This is a genomic window from Exiguobacterium sp. FD-YE-25-4, from assembly GCF_057004685.1.
In genome coordinates this window covers 2,550,548-2,571,123 of the sequence record NZ_CM168041.1, presented here as the reverse complement: position 1 = coordinate 2,571,123, position 20,576 = coordinate 2,550,548, and the positions used below count along the sequence as shown (strand labels likewise).

21 protein-coding genes are annotated in these 20,576 nt (G+C 53.8%); 16 read left to right on the top strand and 5 right to left on the bottom strand.

Annotated features, from left to right (window positions below):
* Window positions 1-3: 3 nt before the first annotated feature.
* Both rpiB and AC13H5_RS13130 read left to right on the top strand, forming a co-directional pair.
* Window positions 4-444 (top strand): ribose 5-phosphate isomerase B, encoded by a 441-nt coding sequence (gene rpiB / locus AC13H5_RS13135; RefSeq protein WP_021066115.1) that lies wholly within the window; start codon window positions 4-6, stop codon window positions 442-444.
* Window positions 441-983: a TIGR01440 family protein gene (locus tag AC13H5_RS13130; protein ID WP_152567762.1), complete on the top strand. Its 543-nt coding sequence runs from the start codon at window positions 441-443 to the stop codon at window positions 981-983. The genes rpiB and AC13H5_RS13130 overlap by 4 nt, the downstream gene beginning before the upstream one ends.
* A 37-nt stretch (window positions 984-1,020) precedes the next feature.
* Here AC13H5_RS13130 and AC13H5_RS13125 read toward each other — a convergent pair whose 3' ends face one another.
* Window positions 1,021-1,806 carry an alpha/beta hydrolase gene (locus AC13H5_RS13125; protein WP_214708450.1) on the bottom strand — a complete coding sequence of 262 codons (786 nt, stop codon included), beginning with the start codon at window positions 1,804-1,806 and terminating at the stop codon, window positions 1,021-1,023.
* A gap of 129 nt (window positions 1,807-1,935) precedes the next feature.
* Here AC13H5_RS13125 and glyA point away from each other — a divergent pair, with 129 nt between their 5' ends.
* The 10 genes from glyA to AC13H5_RS13075 all read left to right on the top strand — a co-directional run bounded on the left by glyA (window position 1,936) and on the right by AC13H5_RS13075 (window position 12,532).
* The gene (gene glyA / locus AC13H5_RS13120) at window positions 1,936-3,189 is read left to right on the top strand and encodes a serine hydroxymethyltransferase (RefSeq protein ID WP_214796696.1); all 1,254 of its coding nucleotides are present in this window, start codon (window positions 1,936-1,938) and stop codon (window positions 3,187-3,189) included.
* A 3-nt stretch (window positions 3,190-3,192) separates the two neighbouring features.
* A complete protein-coding gene (locus tag AC13H5_RS13115) occupies window positions 3,193-4,119 on the top strand; it encodes a hypothetical protein (protein ID WP_483545991.1) in 927 nt (308 codons plus the stop codon).
* A 146-nt stretch (window positions 4,120-4,265) separates the two neighbouring features.
* Window positions 4,266-4,502: a hypothetical protein gene (locus AC13H5_RS13110; protein WP_034779230.1), complete on the top strand. Its 237-nt coding sequence runs from the start codon at window positions 4,266-4,268 to the stop codon at window positions 4,500-4,502.
* 72 nt (window positions 4,503-4,574) lie between these two features.
* On the top strand, window positions 4,575-5,252 hold the full coding sequence (locus AC13H5_RS13105) for a response regulator transcription factor (protein ID WP_138858777.1): 678 nt from the start codon (window positions 4,575-4,577) through the stop codon (window positions 5,250-5,252).
* Window position 5,253: 1 nt separating this feature from the next.
* Window positions 5,254-6,492 carry a sensor histidine kinase gene (locus tag AC13H5_RS13100; RefSeq protein WP_483545990.1) on the top strand — a complete coding sequence of 413 codons (1,239 nt, stop codon included), beginning with the start codon at window positions 5,254-5,256 and terminating at the stop codon, window positions 6,490-6,492.
* A 116-nt stretch (window positions 6,493-6,608) separates the two neighbouring features.
* On the top strand, window positions 6,609-7,337 hold the full coding sequence (locus AC13H5_RS13095) for a hypothetical protein (protein WP_483545989.1): 729 nt from the start codon (window positions 6,609-6,611) through the stop codon (window positions 7,335-7,337).
* Between the two features lie 128 nt (window positions 7,338-7,465).
* The gene (locus tag AC13H5_RS13090) at window positions 7,466-8,695 is read left to right on the top strand and encodes a hypothetical protein (protein WP_483545988.1); all 1,230 of its coding nucleotides are present in this window, start codon (window positions 7,466-7,468) and stop codon (window positions 8,693-8,695) included.
* 362 nt (window positions 8,696-9,057) lie between these two features.
* Window positions 9,058-10,452 carry a glycoside hydrolase family 191 protein gene (locus AC13H5_RS13085; protein ID WP_483545987.1) on the top strand — a complete coding sequence of 465 codons (1,395 nt, stop codon included), beginning with the start codon at window positions 9,058-9,060 and terminating at the stop codon, window positions 10,450-10,452.
* 143 nt (window positions 10,453-10,595) lie between these two features.
* A complete protein-coding gene (upp, locus tag AC13H5_RS13080; protein ID WP_021066126.1) occupies window positions 10,596-11,225 on the top strand; it encodes a uracil phosphoribosyltransferase in 630 nt (209 codons plus the stop codon).
* A gap of 155 nt (window positions 11,226-11,380) precedes the next feature.
* A complete protein-coding gene (locus AC13H5_RS13075; RefSeq protein WP_483545986.1) occupies window positions 11,381-12,532 on the top strand; it encodes a GGDEF domain-containing protein in 1,152 nt (383 codons plus the stop codon).
* Between the two features lie 60 nt (window positions 12,533-12,592).
* Here the strand turns inward: AC13H5_RS13075 and AC13H5_RS13070 are convergent, their stop codons facing one another.
* The 4 genes from AC13H5_RS13070 to AC13H5_RS13055 form a co-directional block, all read right to left on the bottom strand.
* Window positions 12,593-14,179 (bottom strand): ABC transporter permease/substrate-binding protein, encoded by a 1,587-nt coding sequence (locus tag AC13H5_RS13070; RefSeq protein WP_483545985.1) that lies wholly within the window; start codon window positions 14,177-14,179, stop codon window positions 12,593-12,595.
* Window positions 14,176-15,300 carry an ABC transporter ATP-binding protein gene (locus AC13H5_RS13065; RefSeq protein ID WP_483545984.1) on the bottom strand — a complete coding sequence of 375 codons (1,125 nt, stop codon included), beginning with the start codon at window positions 15,298-15,300 and terminating at the stop codon, window positions 14,176-14,178. The genes AC13H5_RS13070 and AC13H5_RS13065 overlap by 4 nt, the downstream gene beginning before the upstream one ends.
* Window positions 15,301-15,487: 187 nt before the next feature.
* Complete coding sequence (locus tag AC13H5_RS13060; RefSeq protein WP_483545983.1) at window positions 15,488-16,810, bottom strand: (Fe-S)-binding protein; 1,323 nt, start codon at window positions 16,808-16,810, stop codon at window positions 15,488-15,490.
* A complete protein-coding gene (locus AC13H5_RS13055; RefSeq protein ID WP_483546563.1) occupies window positions 16,807-18,207 on the bottom strand; it encodes an FAD-binding oxidoreductase in 1,401 nt (466 codons plus the stop codon). The genes AC13H5_RS13060 and AC13H5_RS13055 overlap by 4 nt, the downstream gene beginning before the upstream one ends.
* A 646-nt stretch (window positions 18,208-18,853) precedes the next feature.
* Between AC13H5_RS13055 and AC13H5_RS13050 the strand changes: the two genes are divergently transcribed.
* The 4 genes from AC13H5_RS13050 to atpE all read left to right on the top strand — a co-directional run bounded on the left by AC13H5_RS13050 (window position 18,854) and on the right by atpE (window position 20,519).
* The gene (locus AC13H5_RS13050; RefSeq protein ID WP_029594686.1) at window positions 18,854-19,081 is read left to right on the top strand and encodes a hypothetical protein; all 228 of its coding nucleotides are present in this window, start codon (window positions 18,854-18,856) and stop codon (window positions 19,079-19,081) included.
* Complete coding sequence (locus tag AC13H5_RS13045; protein WP_029594687.1) at window positions 19,078-19,491, top strand: ATP synthase subunit I; 414 nt, start codon at window positions 19,078-19,080, stop codon at window positions 19,489-19,491. The genes AC13H5_RS13050 and AC13H5_RS13045 overlap by 4 nt, the downstream gene beginning before the upstream one ends.
* Complete coding sequence (gene atpB / locus AC13H5_RS13040) at window positions 19,491-20,228, top strand: F0F1 ATP synthase subunit A (protein WP_021066134.1); 738 nt, start codon at window positions 19,491-19,493, stop codon at window positions 20,226-20,228. The genes AC13H5_RS13045 and atpB overlap by 1 nt, the downstream gene beginning before the upstream one ends.
* A 78-nt stretch (window positions 20,229-20,306) precedes the next feature.
* Window positions 20,307-20,519: a F0F1 ATP synthase subunit C gene (atpE, locus tag AC13H5_RS13035; protein ID WP_024370837.1), complete on the top strand. Its 213-nt coding sequence runs from the start codon at window positions 20,307-20,309 to the stop codon at window positions 20,517-20,519.
* The last annotated feature ends 57 nt before the right edge of the window (window positions 20,520-20,576 follow it).

Genomic DNA, 20,576 nt, shown 5'->3' with positions numbered 1-20,576 from the left:
CGAATGAAAATCGCAATTGGCGCCGATCATGGCGGATTTAACTTGAAGAAAGACATCATCGGACTATTGGAAGAGCTTGGTCACGAGTATAAGGACTTCGGGACACACTCGGCCGAGTCAATCGATTATCCAGACGTGGCGATTCCGGTCGCTGAAGCCGTCGCGGCTGGTGAGTTCGACCGTGGCATCTTGATTTGCGGGACAGGGATCGGGATCGGCATTGCCGCCAACAAAGTGAAAGGCATCCGGGCGGCACTCGTCCATGACTCGTTCAGCGCGAAAGCGACACGTCAACACAACGACTCGAACATCATGACGATGGGCGAACGCGTCATCGGACCGGGTCTTGCACTCGATTTAGTGGCGACATGGCTCGATACAGATTTCGAGGGCGGACGCCACTCGAACCGTGTCGATAAGATGAGCGCTTACGAAACGAAGTGACGACGATGAAGGCGGAGCTTTTGAACTTATTGACGGAGTTGCACGAACGGTTTCCGTTAGATGAGGACAAGATTCTCGTCATCGGTTGTTCGACGAGCGAGGTCGTCGGTAAGACGATTGGGAAAGCGGGCTCGATTGATGTGGCGTCGGACTTCATCGAAGCGTTTCTGACGTTTCGCGACAAGACCGGCGTCCATCTCGCCTTTCAAGGCTGTGAACATATTAATCGGGCGCTCACGGTCGAACGACGGACGCAGAAACAGTTCGGTTTGACAGAAGTGACGGTCGTCCCTGTGCGTGCAGCGGGCGGGGCGATGGCGGAGAAAGCGTACGAAAGCTTCGATACGCCTTGCGTCGTCGAATCGATTCAAGCGGATGCAGGGATCGACATCGGGTCGACGCTGATCGGTATGCATTTGAAACCGGTCGCGATCCCGGTCCGCTTATCAGCGAAGCAGCTCGGTGAGGCGTATGTCACGTTCGCCGTCACGCGGCCGAAACTGATTGGCGGCCCCCGGGCCCACTATCCAGCGAAATAAACGAAAGCCGGTCGCGAGGACCGGCTTTTTTTGTATGTTATAACTCTTCACTGAACAAGTAGGAAAGGACCATCGGGAACCGTTCACGCCAAGCGAGCTCGTTATGCACGCCTTCCTCGATGACCTCGAAGCGGATGTGGTCGACTTTGTCGCGGAGGAGCGCATAGACACGTTCGCTCGACTCGAGATACATCTCGTTCGTCGGACCGTCCGCTGACGGTTGTTCGACTTCTTTCCGACCGACGTCCATATATAGACGTTCGACACCGCTCAAATCGCTCGACTCGATCAATTGCTCGAGCTCGGTCTGATTGAACCAGAACGCCGATGATAACGAGGCGACGCGTTTGAAGATGTCGGGATAGACACATGCGGCGTAAATCGAGATCAAGCCGCCCATCGAGCTGCCCATCATCGCCGTCTCGTCCGGATTCGTCCGATAGTTCGCATCAATCATCGGTTTTAACTCTTGGGCGATGTATTCGATGTAGGCTGACCCTTGGCCGCCGAGCGTCACATCTTGACCGAGCAGGCTCTCACCGATGTATGGGTTTTCCCACGGTCCGTATTCGTCGAGTCGCATCTCGCCGGGGGCACTGTCGATGCCGACGATAATCAAGTCGCGTTTCGAGGCGTCCACATACTCGCCGGCGCGCCAACTCATCTTATAGCTCGCGTCCTCGTCGGCGAACACGTTCTGGCCGTCATGCATATAGAGCACGGGATAACGTTTGTCCGTCGTGTCGTAATCCGCAGGTGTATAAATCCGAACCGTCCGCTCGCGTTCAAACGGGGTAATCGTGATCTGTTTTGTCTCAATCATAAACATCCTCCTCTGATCGTCTTCTTCATTATGATACCCAACTTGACCTCTGATTAGACGATACCCAAAAAAAGAAGCATATGTTACGATGGGGGTGTTGATTTTTAGACATTCAGAGGGGGTTTCAACATGGTAAACACGACGAAGTTGAAAGTACAGGATGCGGAATTGTTTGAAGCGATGCAACACGAGCTCGGTCGCCAACGCGAGAACATCGAACTCATTGCCTCGGAGAATTTTGTCTCAGAAGCAGTCATGGAAGCGCAAGGTGGCGTGCTCACGAACAAGTACGCGGAAGGTTATCCAGGCCGTCGCTACTACGGTGGTTGTGAGTTCGTCGACGTGGCCGAGAACTTGGCCCGCGACCGTGCGAAAGAGCTGTTCGGTGCAGAACATGCCAACGTGCAGCCGCATTCGGGTGCCCAAGCGAACATGGCCGTTTACTTTACAGTCCTTGAAGCCGGTGACACGGTGCTCGGCATGAACTTGTCGCACGGTGGCCATTTGACGCACGGAAGTCCGGTCAACTTCTCTGGCGTTCAATACAATTTCGTCGAATACGGTGTGGACAAAGAGACAGAACACATCGATTATGACGTTGTCGCAGCCCTCGCGAAAGAACATAAACCAAAACTCATCGTCGCTGGTGCCTCGGCTTACCCGCGGACAATCGACTTCGCCAAGTTCCGTGAGATCGCCGATAGCGTCGATGCTTACCTCATGGTCGACATGGCGCACATCGCCGGTCTCGTCGCGGCCGGGCTTCATCCGAACCCGGTCGAGCACGCGCACTTCGTGACGACGACGACACACAAGACGCTCCGCGGTCCACGCGGCGGCATGATCCTCTGTAAAGAGGAGTTCGCCAAGGCGATCGACAAGTCGATCTTCCCAGGGATTCAAGGCGGTCCGCTCATGCACGTCATCGCTGCGAAGGCAGTGGCGTTCGGAGAAGCGCTTCAACCTGAGTTCAAAGATTATCAGGCACAAGTCATCAAGAACGCACAAGTGCTCGCGCAAGGATTAGAAGAAGAGGGACTCCGTATCGTATCGGGCGGCACGGATAACCACCTTCTCCTCGTCGACCTCCGTGGCATCGATATCACCGGGAAAGCGGCCGAGCATGCGCTCGACGCGGCCGGCATCACCGTCAACAAGAACACGATCCCATTTGATCCGGCCTCACCGTTCGTGACGAGCGGGATTCGACTCGGGACGGCAGCGATGACGACACGTGGATTGAAAGAAGACGATATGCGTGAAGTCGCTCGCTTGATCGGACGCGTCTTGACGAATCATGAAGATGAGGCGGTGCTCACCGAAGCGCACGAAGCCGTGCGCGCGTTGACGGCGAAGTTCCCGCTCTATCCTGAACGAGGCTGACGAATGGACGTACGGACACTCGCAGATCGGGAACTCGCGGAACTACCGCTCATCGATATGACCGAATGGCTCGTCCGAAAAGGGGAGCACGACCCGACGTTTCGCCTCGTCGCGAACGAGTTCGAGGTCGTCACGACGCTGCTCAATCATGGCTATTATATCGAGGCAAGTGAACGGATCGTACCGCTTCTCGGGATGAAAGTGCCGGCGGCGTTTCATCGGCTCGGGCTCGCGCTCGAAGTGAAAGCGAACGGAAAGAAGGCGGCCAAGCGCCGCTTTCGTTCGTTCTCGCCGGCCGTCATCGGTCATGCGGACTTGTCAGATTGGAAGAACGCGTTCAAGTGGGACAAGACATGGCTCGGCCTGCCGCTCGTCGTCGGGCTCGGGCTGGTCGCGCTCATCTTTTGGCCGGACCCGGCGCCACCCCCAGTGACGCCGTCCGCTTCCGACGAGCGGGTCGTGACGGTGACGGAAGAGGAGGCACTCGCGAAACGGTTAGAAGAACTCGAGAAAGAAGTTGCCCGGCTTGAAAAAGCGAACGAGGCGCTCCAAACCGAGGACGAGACGACCGAGTCGCCTGAGGCACCGTCCGTCATCCCGCTCGCTAAAGTCGAGACACTCGTCTCGGACAAACGATACGAGGAAGCCGATGCGCTCCTCGTCGGCAAGGCGAAAGCCGGTCAAGAACAGGCGGTCGGATTTTATCGCTTGCTCGTCGACAACAAGCTCGGTGAAGCGGAGATCCAAGACTATGCCGCCTATGTCGAGACGTATCCCGAATCAGGGTATAAAGCGGACGTCTTATGGATGAAAGGCATCGCCGAGAAGAAGGCCGGGGACGACATGTACCGGACGACGCTCGCCGAAGTCGCTGCCATGGATGGAACGTATTGGGCGCCGATCGCCAAATCGGTGCTCGAGGAAGAATGAGGTCGCAGCGTGCTGTGGCCTCTTTTTCTCATCAAATTCTAATCTGTTTCACCGCTCTTTCTCAGCTCGCTCCCGTACAGTAAAGAAAGAAAATAGACAAGGGAGAGGGACATATGCGCTCAACTAGCAGAGGAAAGATTGGAAGAATGATTCGAAGAGTGGCCGTCGGTGCGCTCGCATTGACACTCATGGCGGCAGGGGTCGCCGGGTTCCTATTATTCACCTTGACCGGTAACGCTTGGCTCGACCAAATCGCTCAAGTCGGGACTGATTTGGCGTTTCAGGCGGAAGGGATTGAAACGACGTTTGACCGGATGGGCGATTCACTCGAATTGCGCATCGAACAAGCGATTCCAGAAGCAGTTCGTCCGTTTTTTGACTGAGGAATCCGGGAACACTTAGAATGATGCGTCGGGCGGACTGCTCGGCGTTTTTTTTAAGAAAGGATGAATGAAATGCCTACGATTCTCGTCGTTGAAGACGATGCTAAAATTGCCAGATTACTCGAACTTGAACTTATGCATGCCGGTTATCAAGTCGAGGTCGCTCATGACGGGCGGGCCGGGCTCGACCGGGCACTGACTGGAGGGATTGACCTCATGTTGCTCGATGTCATGCTGCCGCAGATGAGCGGACTTGAAGTCGTTCGCCGCGTCAAAGAAGAGCAGCCGCTTCTCCCGGTATTGATGGTGACGGCACGTGGGGACCGTTACGACAAAGTGAGCGGGCTCGACCTCGGGGCCGATGATTACATCACGAAACCGTTCGAGATGGAAGAGTTGCTCGCACGGATCCGGGCGTTCTTACGGATGCGGCAACACGTCCAAGTCGATACGAGTGAACGGGTCTTATCTTATGAAGGGCTGACCGTCGACGTCAATCGTCACGAAGTAATCTGCGAGGGGCAAAAAGTCGACCTGACCCGGAGAGAGTTCGATTTGCTCGTCTATCTGCTCGAACATTCGGAACGCGTGCTCACGCGCGACCAACTCGTCGAACACGTCTGGGGCTTTGACTATTACGGGGACACGAACGTCGTCGATGTGTACGTCCGCTATGTCCGCAAGAAACTCGGAGGCTCTTGGATTCAGACGGTCCGAGGCGTCGGCTATATGCTGAAGCGTGGTGAATAAGGTGAAGCTACGGACGAAGATTGCCTTGGCGATGGCAGGGTTCATGTTGTTCCTCCTGATCACCTCGTTCGGTGTCGCCTGGCTCGTCTCGCGTCAACAGATTGTCGACGCCCGCTATGACGTCTTGCGCCAGGCGCTCAGCTTGCTCGAGGAGGACGAGCGGAATCGCCAGGCCGTCTTGTCGTTGCACGAGGACAGTGTCGTGCTCGAGCGACAAGCGAACGGCGACTGGGGCATCATCGGCGGAGAGGCCGAGGAAGGATTGCGGTTTCCCGTCAATTTCGGCGAGCCGGCCCTCGTCGACGACTGGTTCGTCATCGCGACGTCGAACGGGCTCGGCTACGCGTTTCAAGACGCGGCCGTGAGTGAGACGCTCCAGACGCTCGCCACGATCTTTCTCATCATCTTTTTGATCGCCGTGGCGATGACGTTCATCGGCAGCCTTTGGATCGTCAGGCAAGGGCTCGACCCGCTCCGCCGGCTCGAGACGACGATGGAACGGATCACGGAATCGGGAACCCTTGAGACCATCGATGTCGGGACGAGCCAAGACGAAGTGTCGACACTTGCGACTGGCTTCAATCAAATGATTGGACGGGTCGAAGGGTCGATGGAGCAACAGCGTCGTTTCGTCGCCGATGTTTCACATGAACTGAAGACGCCGCTCACGGTCATCGAAGGGTACGCCAAACTGCTCCGGCGCTGGGGACAAAGCGACCCGGCCGTCCGTGACGAGGCGATCGACCATATTTTGACCGAATCCCGGCAAATGCGCGAAGACTTGATTGAACCGATGCTTGAACTGAGCCGCTTCTCCTCACTTGAAGAAATCGAGGCTGAAGCGATTGAATTAACCGAGCTCGCCGAACAATTGATCGAGCGGTTCGAGCGTTCGCATGGCGTCCGGGTTCCAATCGAGGCGACAGGAACGTGGTACGGGCACCGTGATTCGCTGCAACGGCTCGTCGTCATCTTCATCGACAACAGCTTGAAGTACGCGACTGATACGCACGTGACGATGACACCGAATCGGATTGAAGTGCGTGACCATGGGACGACGCTGAGCGATGACGCCAGGGCGCGTCTGTTCGACCGCTTTTATCGACTCGATGAGGCGCGGGACCGGAGCGGCAGCGGACTCGGTCTCGCCATCGCCAAGGAAGTGGCCGACATGAACGGTTGGTCGGTCGGCAGTTACGCGAACGCGCCGGACGGCAGCGTCTTTTTCGTCGCAAAATGACAAACCTTTCGCAGATTCTCATCATTTTCTAATGGAATCCTCGTGGTGCTCTAAGGTCACCGTTCTATGATGAAGATGTAGAACAAGTTCACCACATGAAACGAGGAGGAAACATCATGAAACTAATCGGATGGATTTTAGGCGTCGGCTTGGCAGTCCTCGCCGTCGCAGGGATCGGGTTGTATGTCGCGAACGACAACACGGACACGGTCATCGTCCCGCGGTCGGTCGACAGTGTGAACAGTGGGACGGATGATGCCGCAGATGACGCACAAGACGATGCGAACCAAGAAGCGGCCGCGTCGACAGAAGGAACAGCCTCGAGTGATACGCCGGTCCGCTCGGTCGATGACGATGATTATGAATTGTATGGTACCCTCGTCAACCTATCAGACCGGGACGTGACGATCAGCTTCAGCGGCAAGGAAGCGACGTATCCGCTCGCGGCCCGTCATGAGATTGATGACGACACACCGAAAGCCGGTGACCGCGTGAAATTGGAATTCAATCAAAACGAGGAAGTGAAGGAAGTTGACCGCGAGAGTGACGACTTTGACATCTACGGCACGTTCGTCAGCCTGTCGGACCGTGACGTGACCATCGAGCGTGACGGCAAGTCAGAGACGTTCAAACTCGCGAGCCGCTACGAGCTTGACGACGAGGCGCCAAAAGCCGGTGACCGCGTCAAACTCGAGTTGAACCTTCAACAGCAAGTGAAAGAGATTGAACGTGACGATGACCGGGATGACCAAGACGATCAAGATGATCAAAACGACGATCAAAATGATGACGACCAAGATGACGATCGGGACGATGACCAAGACGACGACCGAGATGACGACTAAAAAAGTGCCACGCAAGTGGCATTTTTTGTTTGTTCTTCTAACTATATAAGTAATTATTATTGTATGATAAAGTGAAAAAGAAAATTTTAGGTGATAGTACCCAAATAAATGTGAAAGGAGGGGGCGGAATGAAACACGTCTTATGGATGATAATCGGTGCCATCATCTTTTTAAGCGGATGTGGCGCAAACGAGACGAACGCGCTCAACTTGCGGTCATTGTCGACGTATGCGATTCACCAAGACCGAGACATCCCGTTGACGTCTGCGCTGAAGTCGCGATTATTGAACTACTGTGAGCAAAAACCGACGGACGTGTTGCCGATGCGGCGGGCTGAAGTGGCCTCCATTACATTCCGTCATCCTTTCTACGACGAATTAGGCAGCAAGACCGTCAAATATTGGCGGAGCGGGGAGTCGCACTACGTCTCGTGCTTGAACAGTGACGAGCAAAACGCACGGGTCTTCCGCACGGACAAGATCGCAGCGTTCGAGGCTGCCGTTACGGCGAATTCTGTTGAAATCGAAGTCGGAGATACGCTGTCGTTCATTCCTGAACCGAACGTCGAAAATGTGATACAGTCCTTCTCGGTCAATAAGGCACATGAAACGATCATCCCAGGATCGGTCTTCCGGTATGAGACACCGGACCGAGGGGCGCTCCACGTCACGTACCAAGTCTTTCAGGATGGGGCAGCAAAAGGGCAAATGATTGAGCCCGGATTGTTCGTCTTTGAGAGCGGAAAGAACGATGGGGTCGCCTTCTTGACTCAATTGGCCGACAATCGAATCACGTTACAGATGGGGAGGGAAGAAGCATGGGAACGTACCGTGCTACCGGCCGTCTTCACGGGCGAATATGTCGCCATCGACTCAACGGAAGCCGTTTTTGCATCAACTGCGAATGAGCGCAGGCTGTTGAAGCGGGTCGTCCTAGCGGATGTGCCCATCCGTGATTTCACTGAACGGGCATCGGTCGAGTTGTCGGAACGTTACGGGACCGTAATCGAGGTGTGGGGCACGGTGAAACGGCCTAGCGCCGGGGAATTGACGATTGTATCGGAGCCAAAAGAGACGATGCGTCTGGCGACGTATGAGACGGAGACGAAAATCGCCCATCTCGGTGGACCGAGTACGAGCGACCTATTTGAATTGTTATCCCACGTGAAGCCGAGTAGTGGACAGCCGACCGGGGAACGATGCGGGACGCTCGCGCTCTATGAACAGTTGACCGAACAACGGTTTGACGTCTGGATGGAGGAAGGGCAAGACACCCTTCAATTGATGGACGTCGAGACGGAACGAGTCTATTTGATTGATCGTCTCGAATTAGAGTCAACGCTAAATACTTACATATGACCAAATAACTTATTGTTTTACCCGTTTCATGACACTTTCATGTCGTGAAGCGGTTTTTTGTTGTCAAATTGACACTATGTTTTCGTGAAAAACTATCCTATAATTTTTTTTGCGAAGGTTCAACATTACATACACGAATCCGATACATCCATAAAACACACAGCACTAACCTTCTCGTCATTTGAATAGAAAGAAAAGGGGGAGCAACGAGACACAACTCCATTCAACCATCATCGTCCGTCACCACGTTTTGTCAGTCATCAGGAGAGGAATAGGTAGTGAAATTGAAAAAGTTAATTATGTCTCTAACGGTAGTGTTGTTAATTGTTAGTCTGAACATGTCTAAAACGGGGGCACAAACCATGAACCCACTCGACGGTGTGAAGAACTATCAAGTGTATTATGGCCATCCAACGGCAGCGATTCTAAAAGATATGCAGAACTACGATCTCGTCATCATTGAGCCGCTCCACTACACGAAAGCACAAGTGGAGCAAATCAAAGCACGCGGGACGAAAGTGCTCGGTTATATTAGCGTCATGGAAGTCGCGACATGGAACACCGGTCTCATGTCAAAACTTCAATCAGGTGACTTCTTTACGCGTAACGGACAACGTGTCCATTACTCAGAATGGGATTCGTACTTGACGAACATCGCCTCGCCGCACTTCCAAGGGTTACTCCTTACGGAAATCCAAAACCAAGTCATCGCCAAAGGCATCGATGGCGTGTTTATGGACACGGTCGGTGATATCGATAACGAACATTTGAACAACCCGACGGTGCTCAAGCAACAACGTGACGGCCTCGTCAACTTCTTGAAACAAGCACGGGCTCGCTATGGGGATATCGCCATGGTCCAAAACTGGGGTTTCGACACACTTGAAACATCGACGGCGCCATATGTCGACGGCATCATGTGGGAGAGCTTCAACGCCGACACGATCAAGAGTGACGCATGGTCACAAAACATGATCAAGAAACTACAAGCGGTCGACGCGAAGCACTCGGTCAAGACGCTCACGATTTCGACACGTCTTAGCGCGGACAGCCACAAGCTCGCCAAAGATTCTGGTTTCATCCACTTCCATGAAGCGGATGCTTACGTGAACTGGAACGCGGGACTTGTGACACGTACGAAAGACACGGCGCCGACACCAGCGCCAGTCGCGGTAGCACCGGCGACAAAGCCAGCTGAAACGACAACTACGACGAAACCGGCTACAACGACGACAACAAAGCCAGCCGAAACGACTACGACGAAGCCGGCTACAACGACAACGACGAAGCCAGCCGAAACGACTACAACAAAGCCGGCTACAACGGCAACAACAAAGCCAGCTGAAACAACAACAACAAAGCCAGCTGAAACAACAACAACGAAGCCAGCTGAAACGACAACAACGAAGCCAGCTGAAACAACTACGACAAAGCCGGCTACAACAACGAAGCCAGCCGCGACCAAACCTGCGACAGAAACGGCAACAACGCCAGTCGCTAAGCCAACGACAACGACGAAACCGGCTCCGTCGACGAATGACCAGACTGCGTCAAAAGAGAAGTCGACACAAAAGACAAAAGCCGAGTTGAAGCAAGAGAAGAAAGACAAGAAGAAGGCAAAAAAACTTGCAAAGAAGAATGCTAAAAAACATGCCGCCAAGCATGAAACGTCAAAACACCATCAGGTCGCCAAAGGCAAGATGTGTGGAAAAGTGAAACACAAGACGGCCGGTTTTCTGAATTTCTTCAAATTCTGATCGACGTGTCACCTGAAGCCCGAGGGATCGATTCCGTTCCTTCGGGTTTCGTCTGACCTCTTAGAAAACAGAAGTTGACCCTACCTTTCTCAGAAAAGTTAGGGTACAATGCTCAAGAGAGATTGAGAGAGGAGTGAAGCATGATGGGCAAAGTACACGTTTATGACCACCCATTGATTCAGCACAAGATGACGATTATGCGCAAAGTAGAGACGGGGACAAAGCAGTTCCGTGAACTCGTAGACGAGGTCTCGTCACTCATGGCATACGAAATTACACGCGACCTTCCGCTTACTGATGTAGAAATCGAGACACCGGTCTCTGTATCGACACAGAAGATGATCGCCGGCAAGAAATTGGGAATCGTCCCAATTTTACGGGCAGGCCTCGGCATGGTGGATGGCTTCCTCAAAATGATGCCGAACGTCAAAGTCGGTCACATCGGTCTATACCGTGACCCGGAGACGCTCGAGCCGCACGAATACTATCTCAAGTTGCCGACGGACGTCACAGAGCGTGACTTCATCGTCGTCGACCCGATGCTCGCAACTGGTGGTTCGGCCGCTGATGCGATTGCCGCGCTTAAAAAGCACGGTGCCAAGTCGATCAAGCTCGCTTGCCTCTGCGCAGCCCCTGAAGGTGTGGAACGTGTTCAAGCTGAACACCCAGACGTCGAAATCTATCTCGCCGCACTTGACGAGAAGTTGAACGACCATGGTTACATCGTCCCAGGACTCGGTGACGCGGGTGACCGTTTGTTCGGAACAAAATAAGCACGAACCCGTACAGAGAGGATCCGAGTGATCCTCTTTTTTTGTGGAATGTGCCGCGATCGATTCAAAATAGTTGAGGTGAAACGAGTCACGACCGATAGTAGAAAAGGAAGGGACCGTATGGCGGTCCGATCATGAAAAAGGGAAGAGACGCCGTGAAGACTAAATTCTCACTACTACAAAGATATTTGCTCATTTCTTTGATGGCGCTGTTTTTGACGAGCATCTGGAGCTATAGCGCGTTTCAAGATATCGAACGAGAGAACCGTCGCATCGTCGAAGAGGCGATCCCGATTGCGAACGCCGCCTCAGAGCTGCTCCGGTTGTTGCTCGATCAAGAGCTGTCGGTCCGAGGCTATACATATAATCAAGACACCCTGTCACTCGAACAGTATGAAGCGACGAAGCGCTCGTTGTCGGAGACGATTCACGTCATCCGAGAACTCGATCATCGTCACCCGATCATGCAGGAGTTGATTCAAGAAGAGGCGTTGCCGCTCATCCGACAGATGGAAGCGTTCCACGAATCGCAAATTGAGCTCGTCGAGGCCGGAGATATTGAAATGGCGAACGCGCGACGCTATAGTGGCATCGGCTACATCAATCGATTTAGGGACGTCGATGCGGCGATTCGTGAGGATATCGACAACATTATTCAACAGGCGTCAATCCGGAGTGATACCGCCTCGAGCTCGGCGAAGTGGGTGATCGTGATCGTCGTCGGGATCGCGTTGTTACTGTTGATGACGTTCATGCATACGTTCCGGCTCGAGCGCAGCAAACAAGCGCTCATCCATCGCTCGTTGCATGATGCGTTGACCGGTATTTGGAATCGACGCGCCTTCGATGAACGATTCGAGCGGATGTGGGATGAGGCTGCGGAGACCGGAGACGTGCTCGCACTCCTCTTGCTCGACATCGATGCGTTCAAGGTGTACAACGATACGTATGGTCATTTGGCCGGAGACGCTTGTCTCGAACGGGTGGCGAACGCGATCGACAAGGCGGTCGGGGGAGACGGGATGACCGCTCGCTACGGCGGAGAAGAGTTCGCGGTACTGCTCAAGCCACGTCACGCCCGCCAACCGAAAGAGATTGCTGAACGCATTCGACAAGCAGTGCTCAAACTGAACATCCCGCATGAAGGTTATCATCCGCTCCGGAAAGTAAGTGTCAGTATCGGTGTCGCCGAACAAGCACCTGCGCCGGGTAGCGAGAAAGGTGACTTGATTGAGGCGGCCGACCGGGCACTGTATCAGGCGAAGCAGAGCGGGCGCAATCGCGTCTCGGTCGGGAAAGCCGTTTGAATCAAGGAACGCCAAAAGACGACCATTCCGTTAGCTACGGGATGGTCGTCTTTCGTGTGCTTATTCTTCGATCAATCCTTCTCGGATGAGGAAGTCGCGGGCGACTTTCTCCGGACGTTGTTTTTCGACGTCGGCAAGGTAGTTGAGTTCTTGCATCGTCTCATCCGTGATTTTCCCGCTCAGCAAGTTCAATACGTCCGCGAGCTCAGGATGCTCGGCGAGCGTCTCTTCGCTGACGATCGGGACCGCATAGTACGGTGGGAAGAACTGTTTGTCGTCTTCGAGGACGGTCAAGTCGAAACGCTTGAGCAATCCATCGGTCGAGAAGCTGTCGATGGCGTTACTCTCATTGTTCATGAGTGCCGTGTAGCGCAGTCCGCCGTCGACCGGTTTCACGTCTTGGAAGTTGAACGGGTACGCCTCTTTCAATCCGAGGTAGCCGTCTTCCCGGTTCGAGAACTCGATCGTCGGACCGAAGACGAGCTCGTCACTCACTGCGGCGAGGTCAGAGACGGTCTTTAAGTCGTACGTGTCGACGTCTTCTTGTTTGACGGCGATGGCATACGTGTTATTGAAGCCGATCGGGTCGAGCGTCCGGATATCAAACCGCTCGTTCACTTGCTTCACGACTTTGTCGTAAACGACGTCGGGGTCGTTCTCGACTTCTTGCTTCAAGACGTCGACGAACAATGTGCCCGTATATTCGACATACGTGTCAATCTCTCCGGTGCGCAAGGCGCTGAAAGCGACCTGTGTGCCACCGAGGTTCAGTTGACGTTTCACATCGAGGTCGGTCTTGTCCTCAATCAAGTCGGCGACCATGTTCCCGAGAATCAATTGCTCGGTGAAGTTTTTCGAACCGACGACAATCGTATCGTCTTCACGGGTGAAGGCGTAAATCGAACCGGCGAGGAGAAGCGTGAACGCCGTCGCGATGACGATGAGCGGCTTCGTCACTTTCTTCGCAGAACGACGTGTTTTCTTCTTCATCCGTCCATCCGCGAGGACGATGCCGTTCGGGGCTACTTTATACTCGATGCGACTGACGATGAAGTCAATCAACAAGGCGAGCAGTCCGGCCGGGATGGCACCGGCGAGGATTTGATTGTTGTCGACGGTCTGAATCCCAGCGAAGACGAGGTAACCGAGACCACCTGCTCCGACGAACGCCGAAATCGTCATGAGCCCGACGGCCGTGACCGCCGAGATCCGAATCCCGGCCATGATGATTGGGAGTGCGAGCGGAAGCTGGATTTTACTCAAAATCTGGCGGTCGGTGAGCCCGATCCCTTTGGCCGACTCAAGCGTATCGCCCGGGATGCTCGATAGTCCCGTATACGTGTTTTTCACGATCGGGAGGAGCGAGTACAAGACGACCATGATGATGGCCGGGGTCGATCCGATTCCGATGAATGGGATCAAAAATCCGAGGAGCGCTAAACTCGGTACGGCTTGGACGACGCTCGTCAGACCGAGAATCGGCTTGGCGAGACGCGGAATCCGTAAGATGAGAATCCCGAGTGGTACCCCGAGTAAGACCGCGAGCGAGACGGCAAAGACCGTCAGCTGTAAGTGTTCGAGCAAGAGCGTCCCGATTTGGTCGGTGTTGCTCGTGAAGTAATTGAAAAACGATTGAATGGCATTCATATAGTTTCCTCCTCTTGCATGAATTGCTCACTGAGGACGGAAAGCAAACTGCTGCGTGTGATCAAACCGTGAAGCATCGAACCGTCGACGACCGGGAGATACCCTTGGTCGCTCGTGTTCATGACGTCTAAAATGTCGAGGAGCGAGTCCTCGATTGAGACGAAAGCATAATTCGTGTTCATGACTTCCTCGAGCCGCTTCGTCTTGTCTTGGATGCCGTGGACATCTTTCAATTTGATGAGTCCTTGAAGGACACGATCACGGTCCGTGATCAACAAGCTGTCGACCTTGCGGGAGCGCATGATTTCAATCGCTTGAAGCACCGTCCGCTTCCCGCTGATCGATACCGGGTCGGTGATCATGATGTCTTTCGCTTTAATGAATTCAGGGCTGTTCCAAATCCGATTCTTCCCGATGAACGACTCGACGTATTCGTCTTTCGGGTTCCGGAGAATTTGTTCCGGAGTATCGAATTGGACGATTTCCCCGTCGCGCATGATACAAATGCGATCGGCCAGCTTGATCGCCTCATCCATATCATGGGTGACGAACACAATCGTCTTTTTCACTTCTTCTTGAAGATTGAACAGCTCTTCTTGGAGATCGTTTCGAGTGACGGGGTCAAGGGCGCTGAACGGTTCATCCATCAAAATGACTTCCGGGTCGTTCATGAGGGCACGGGCGAAACCGATACGCTGCTGCTGACCGCCGCTCAATTCGCTCGGATAGCGATCGATGAATTGGTCCGGGTCGAGGCCGACCATGCGGAGGAGGTGTTCGGTGCGCGCATCCATGTCTTGCTCGGCGTGTCCTTCGAGACTGGCGATCAATTGAATGTTTTCACGAATCGTCATATGCGGAAAGAGGCCGGTCTGTTGAATGACGTAGCCCATCTGGCGACGCAGTTCAATCGGGTCCATCTTCCGGGTATCCTGTCCGTTGACGATGATCGTTCCTTCCGTCGGCTCGATCAAACGGTTGATCATTTTGAGTGATGTCGTCTTCCCGCAGCCGGATGGGCCGATAAAGACGACAAGTTCACCTTTGTTGATGGTGAGGTTCATCTCTTTCAAGACGGTCGTGTTCTTGAATGTTTTTTGCACTTGTTTAAATTCAATCATGCATTCACCCTTTTCAATAATTATTTTCACATAACCTTATATGCCCGTTGTCGAAGAATTGTAAACATTATTTTTGAAAAAAGCGTTTAAAGGTCGAACAAAGCGGGGATTATTATTTCTATTTTTTTATAAAAGGAGAAAAAAAGAGGAACAGCACCCGGATAAGCGGGCCGTTCCTCTTGATTGGTCAGGATGGCATCGCCTCGACGAGCAGGTCCGCCAAGTGGACGGCGCGCATCGATTCAGTCCCATGCTCTTGAATCCCGAGTTGCATTTGCATGTGGCAACCCGGATTTGACGTCACGATCGTTTGTGCTGCCGTGGCGTTCACGTGCCCCATCTTCATCTCGAGGATGTCGTTGGCGATATGGGGCTGCAGAATGTTGTACACACCGGCCGAGCCGCAGCAGTGGTCGGCGTGCTTCTGCTCGATATAGACGGCCCCTTCAATCGCCTGGAGCAATACCCGCGGGGCGAGTGCCCCTTTTTGCACGTTGCGAAGGTGACACGAGTCTTGGTACGTGATGAGTTGCGCCGGCAGCGTGAGCGGCACGCGGTCAAGGAAGGCGACCTCGAGTAAGATCGAGGCGAAGTCTTTGATCTTGGCCGTGAATCGTTCGGCGCGTTCGGCCCATTCCGGGTCGTGCTTCAACAGATGATCATAACCGACGAGGAACGCCCCGCAACCACCGGCGTTCGTGATGATGTAGTCGACGTCCTCGGCCTCGAACGCCGCGATGTTCTGTTTGGCGAGCGTGACGGCGCCCGCCTGTTCACCGGCATGTCCGTGAAGTGCCCCGCAGCACTGCTGCGCTTTCGGGATGACGATATCACACCCTGCCGCTTGGAGCAGTTTGATCGTGTTCGCGTTCGTCTCATAAAACATCGTGTCCATCAGACAGCCGCTGAAGAAGGCGACCCGGGCTGTCGTCGCACCCGTCGCTCGAATCCGCTCGGGACGACGTCTGCGCTCCGTCTTCGCCGGGACCGTCGGTAAGATCGTCTCCATCTTTTGGAGTTGGTCTGGGAACCAGTCGAGGATGCGGAGTTTATGGGTGAGCGTCTGGACGCCGGACTGTTGATAAAAGCGAAGGAAGCCCGTTGCCGTCTCCATCTTCGCTTTGTTTAAGAACAGCCCGTCAAAGACGACTTTCCGGACGAGCCGCTCGCGGACCGGCATCTGCCCGGTCGCGCGTTTATGCTCGGTGATGGCGGCGCGGGCGTCCTCGAGCAGAACGCTATAGCGCACCCCGGCCGGGCATGCTGGCTCACAGGCGAGACAACCGAGGCATTCGTTGAGCGTCTTTTCGACGCCCTCGTCCGGTTCGATCAACCCGTCGACGACACCTTTCATGATGGCGATACGCCCGCGCGGGGAGGCCGACTCGTCTTTCGAGCGGATATACGTCGGGCACGTCGGCAGGCAAAAGCCGCAGCGCATGCAGCCGAGCATCTCTTCATAGTCGAGTTGTTCGGTCATGCGGGTGGAAAGTTCGGTTCTTTGCTTCATGATTGGCCTCCTTGGACGATACGTTTCTTCGCCGCTTTGGCGAACATCTTCTGCGGGTTCATGATGCCGTGCGGGTCGAAGGCGAGCTTGATGCCTTTCATGACGTCTATCCCGGCCGGTCCGAGCTTCCATTCGAGATACGGGGCTTTCATCGCCCCGACCCCATGCTCGCCGGTGATCGTCCCGCCGAGATCGAGCGCGGAGGCGAAAATATCGGCGAACGCGGCCTCGACGCGCTCCATCTCTTCGTGGTTCCGGGCATCGGTCGCGACCGTCGGATGCAGGTTGCCGTCCCCGGCGTGGCCGAACGTGGCGATTTGAATATCGTACGCCCGCCCGATCGCTTCGATGCGCAGGACCATCTCGGCGATCTCGCTCCGTGGCACGGTCGCATCCTCTAAAATCGTCGTCGGGCTGAGGCGGGCCAGGGCGGATAAGGCGATGCGCCGCGCATAGCGCAACGTCTCGGCGTGCGCTTCGTCCCGGGCCACTTCGACCGACAAGGCCCCTTCCTCGAGACAAACAGCGTGCATCGCATCGATATCGCGCCGGACGACGTCACGCGGTCCGTCCTGTTCTAATAGAAGGAGAGCACCGACGTCTGTCGGCAGTCCGATGTTCGCATACGCCTCGACAACCTCGATTGTCTTCTTGTCCATGAACTCGAGCGTCGCCGGGATGATGCGGTTCTCGATGATGCGGCTCACCGTCCGGGCCGCGCTGTCCAAGTCCTCGAAATAGGCGAGCATCGTCTGTTTCGTCTCGGGGAGCGGGATGAGCTTGAGCGTCGCTTGCGTGATGACGGCGAGCGTCCCTTCCGAGCCGACGAGGACACGGGTCAAATCATAACCGGCGACGTCTTTCGCGAGCTTCCCGCCCGTACGGAGCACTTCGCCGTTCGGGAGCACCGCTTCGAGCGCGAGCACATAATCGGCCGTGACCCCGTATTTCAGCCCGCGCAAGCCGCCGGAGTTCTCACTGATGTTGCCGCCGATCGTCGAGATTTTCATCGAGCTCGGGTCCGGCGGATAAAACAGGCCTCTCGCCTCGACGGCTTGTGCCAAATGGGCGGTAATGCAGCCCGGTTCGACCGTCACCGTCAAATTCTTCTCGTCGATCTCGACAATGTTGTCCATATGACGGAAGTCCATGACGACACCACCGGAAAGCGGCGTCGTGCCGCCGGCAAGATTTGTCGCCGATCCGCGTGGGACGACGGGGATCCGGTGTTCGTGGCACAGCCGCAACACGGCCTGCACGTCCTCGGTCGAGCGGGGGGCGACGATCGCGTCTGGCATCGCTTGATAGTTCGGCGTCGCGTCAAATGAATAGGCGAGTCGGGTCGTCGGGTCCGTGAAGACGACATCGGCGCCGATCTCCTCGCGTAGTTGGGTCATCCAATCCATTCTAGTTCCTCCTCACACGCATCAACATGCATTCGATGCGGGCGTCGGTTTCGAAAGTCACAAAATCGACACATTTTTAGATAGCGCTTACATCGTAATCGTAGCCATTCGAACTGGTATTGTCCACCCATTTCGGGTTGATAGGAAGGGCTTTCCAGGCGATTGACCGCTCGGAAAAGGCGGTGTGATATTCATCACTACAAATTCGTCAGAACCCCTCGACATGACAAAAAGATAATCGGTATACTGATACAGGACGATGTAAACGATTTCAAAATCGGGTCAACGTTTGTTTCAAAACCTTTTGTGAACGTAAGCCGTTTTGCATTGTAATTTCCAAAACGTGAAGGTATAACTGAACTATTCTTCATCTGGTTCGTAATGTGAAATGTTATAAAGTCAACATTTTTATTTCACCGTTTCTTCATACTTTCTTAAAATTTGATGATTTTAATTTAGTTTGTGAACTGCGTAAAAGCCTTGATACGACTTGATTTAAAGCGCTTTTATAATTGTGAAATCAATTGACTTCTTATGCCATTTCCAGTACTCTGAACTTGTGTGACTTTTGATGGTCACGCGAGTGTGAATCCGATGGAGAAGATGCATGGCTTGGCAGCTCGAAAGGGGGATGGGGATGACGAAAAAAGATAATCGTTACCTATCTTATGCCTCGCTCGCCTCTCAAATCTCGACCGCGCTCGCTGGACCGATCGTCATCGGTTATCTCGTTGGCCAATACGGGGCGAGACGTGAAATTTGGGGCACGTTTGGTTGGAATGTGTCAGTGCTTCTCGGAATGGCTTTCGGGATCACGGCGCTAGTTCTCACCCTTCGAAGTTTACTGACAGGAGAGGACGAATGAACTTACAACAAGTGCAAGCAGACAGAAAAGCACAACAGCAGTTGATGAAACGCTATACGAAGTGGTTTATCGGATGGTTCGCCATTCTCCTCATCGGAGCGCTCATCGTCCCTATGTACAAACCGGTATTTCTCGGCTTGTTCTTAGGCGGGGTCGCCAGTCTCATCATTCTACATATGCAGAATCGAAGCGTCATTCGGATGTTTGACGTGATCGAACATGGACGACGCCCGAAGTCGCACGGGACTGTTTCAAGGATGGCAGTCGGTGCACTAGCCGTGATAGTCGGTCTCTTTTATGAGGATCGAGTATCGCTGATAGCGGTGGTAACTGGTCTAATCGCCGGCCACATCATACAATTTGGCGAGTTCACACTTGCCCAGCTCAGCAGGAAAAGAGGTGAATACTAATGGGTCATGAGTTTCCCACATATTCTCTACAACTCGGAGATTATACGTTATATGGGAGCTGGACGAACGTCATTACGGTGCTGATCGCATCACTACTCGTATTTACGTTTGCCGTTTGGGGAACGCGACGCTTGGCTATGAAGCCGACTGGTAAGCAGAACTTAATGGAATTCTTCGCAGAATTCACACGCGGGATTATCTCGAGTGCGATGGACTGGAAGACAGGTGGCCGTTTTATCGGGTTTGGAATGACGTTGATTTTGTTCATTCTCTTCTCAAACTTAATGGGTCTACCGTTTAACGTCATTTCTGGTCACTATCTATGGTTCAACTCACCGACGGCCGATCCTTACGTCACGTTGGCATTGTCGACACTCGTCGTTGCAATGTCGCACTATTACGGCGTGAAGCTACACGGTTTGAAGCACTACTCGGCGGAATTCGTGAAGCCGGTCTGGTTCTTATTGCCGATCAAGCTCATCGAGGAGTTCGCGAACACCTTGACGCTCGGTCTGCGTCTTTACGGTAACATCTTTGCCGGTGAAATCATGATTACCATCATCTTGGGACTCGCAATTACCGCAGAAGGGGCACTTAACCCGCTCGGTGCTGTGTTCGCAATTCTCCCAATGATTTTATGGCAAGGTTTCTCAATCTTTATCGGGGTTATCCAATCCTACATTTTCCTGACGCTTGCAATGGTGTATATCGGGCATAAAGCTTCTGCCGAGCATTAATTCGGGCAGGTCTCGCCAAAGCGTTGAACAAAAAAACTATTTACTTAACTTTTAGGAGGAATATACACAATGGAACAAATGAATCTTCTCGCAACAGCACTCGTTATCGGTCTTGGAGCACTCGCGGCTGGTATCGGTAACGGTCTCATCGTATACGGAACAGTACAAGGACAAGCACGTCAGCCAGAACTCAAAAACGAACTTCGTCAAACAATGTTCATCGGTATCGGTTTGGTTGAAGCCCTCCCGATCATCGGTGTGGCTGTCGGTTTCCTTCTCCTCAACTCTTGATTACGAGTTAACGAGAACAACGTAAGAGGGAGCGTGTCTCCCTCACTTATTTAGTCA

What these genes read in the sequence shown, in the direction of transcription:
- rpiB (WP_021066115.1), top strand. Translation starts at nt 4, where the DNA reads ATGAAAATCGCAATTGGCGCCGATCATGGCGGATTTAACTTGAAGAAA.
- AC13H5_RS13125 (WP_214708450.1), bottom strand. Translation starts at nt 1,806, where the DNA reads ATGATTGAGACAAAACAGATCACGATTACCCCGTTTGAACGCGAGCGG.
- glyA (WP_214796696.1), top strand. Translation starts at nt 1,936, where the DNA reads ATGGTAAACACGACGAAGTTGAAAGTACAGGATGCGGAATTGTTTGAA.
- AC13H5_RS13115 (WP_483545991.1), top strand. Translation starts at nt 3,193, where the DNA reads ATGGACGTACGGACACTCGCAGATCGGGAACTCGCGGAACTACCGCTC.
- AC13H5_RS13110 (WP_034779230.1), top strand. Translation starts at nt 4,266, where the DNA reads ATGATTCGAAGAGTGGCCGTCGGTGCGCTCGCATTGACACTCATGGCG.
- AC13H5_RS13105 (WP_138858777.1), top strand. Translation starts at nt 4,575, where the DNA reads ATGCCTACGATTCTCGTCGTTGAAGACGATGCTAAAATTGCCAGATTA.
- AC13H5_RS13095 (WP_483545989.1), top strand. Translation starts at nt 6,609, where the DNA reads ATGAAACTAATCGGATGGATTTTAGGCGTCGGCTTGGCAGTCCTCGCC.
- AC13H5_RS13090 (WP_483545988.1), top strand. Translation starts at nt 7,466, where the DNA reads ATGAAACACGTCTTATGGATGATAATCGGTGCCATCATCTTTTTAAGC.
- AC13H5_RS13085 (WP_483545987.1), top strand. Translation starts at nt 9,058, where the DNA reads ATGAACCCACTCGACGGTGTGAAGAACTATCAAGTGTATTATGGCCAT.
- upp (WP_021066126.1), top strand. Translation starts at nt 10,596, where the DNA reads ATGGGCAAAGTACACGTTTATGACCACCCATTGATTCAGCACAAGATG.
- AC13H5_RS13070 (WP_483545985.1), bottom strand. Translation starts at nt 14,179, where the DNA reads ATGAATGCCATTCAATCGTTTTTCAATTACTTCACGAGCAACACCGAC.
- AC13H5_RS13065 (WP_483545984.1), bottom strand. Translation starts at nt 15,300, where the DNA reads ATGATTGAATTTAAACAAGTGCAAAAAACATTCAAGAACACGACCGTC.
- AC13H5_RS13060 (WP_483545983.1), bottom strand. Translation starts at nt 16,810, where the DNA reads ATGAAGCAAAGAACCGAACTTTCCACCCGCATGACCGAACAACTCGAC.
- AC13H5_RS13055 (WP_483546563.1), bottom strand. Translation starts at nt 18,207, where the DNA reads ATGACCCAACTACGCGAGGAGATCGGCGCCGATGTCGTCTTCACGGAC.
- AC13H5_RS13050 (WP_029594686.1), top strand. Translation starts at nt 18,854, where the DNA reads ATGACGAAAAAAGATAATCGTTACCTATCTTATGCCTCGCTCGCCTCT.
- AC13H5_RS13045 (WP_029594687.1), top strand. Translation starts at nt 19,078, where the DNA reads ATGAACTTACAACAAGTGCAAGCAGACAGAAAAGCACAACAGCAGTTG.
- atpB (WP_021066134.1), top strand. Translation starts at nt 19,491, where the DNA reads ATGGGTCATGAGTTTCCCACATATTCTCTACAACTCGGAGATTATACG.
- atpE (WP_024370837.1), top strand. Translation starts at nt 20,307, where the DNA reads ATGAATCTTCTCGCAACAGCACTCGTTATCGGTCTTGGAGCACTCGCG.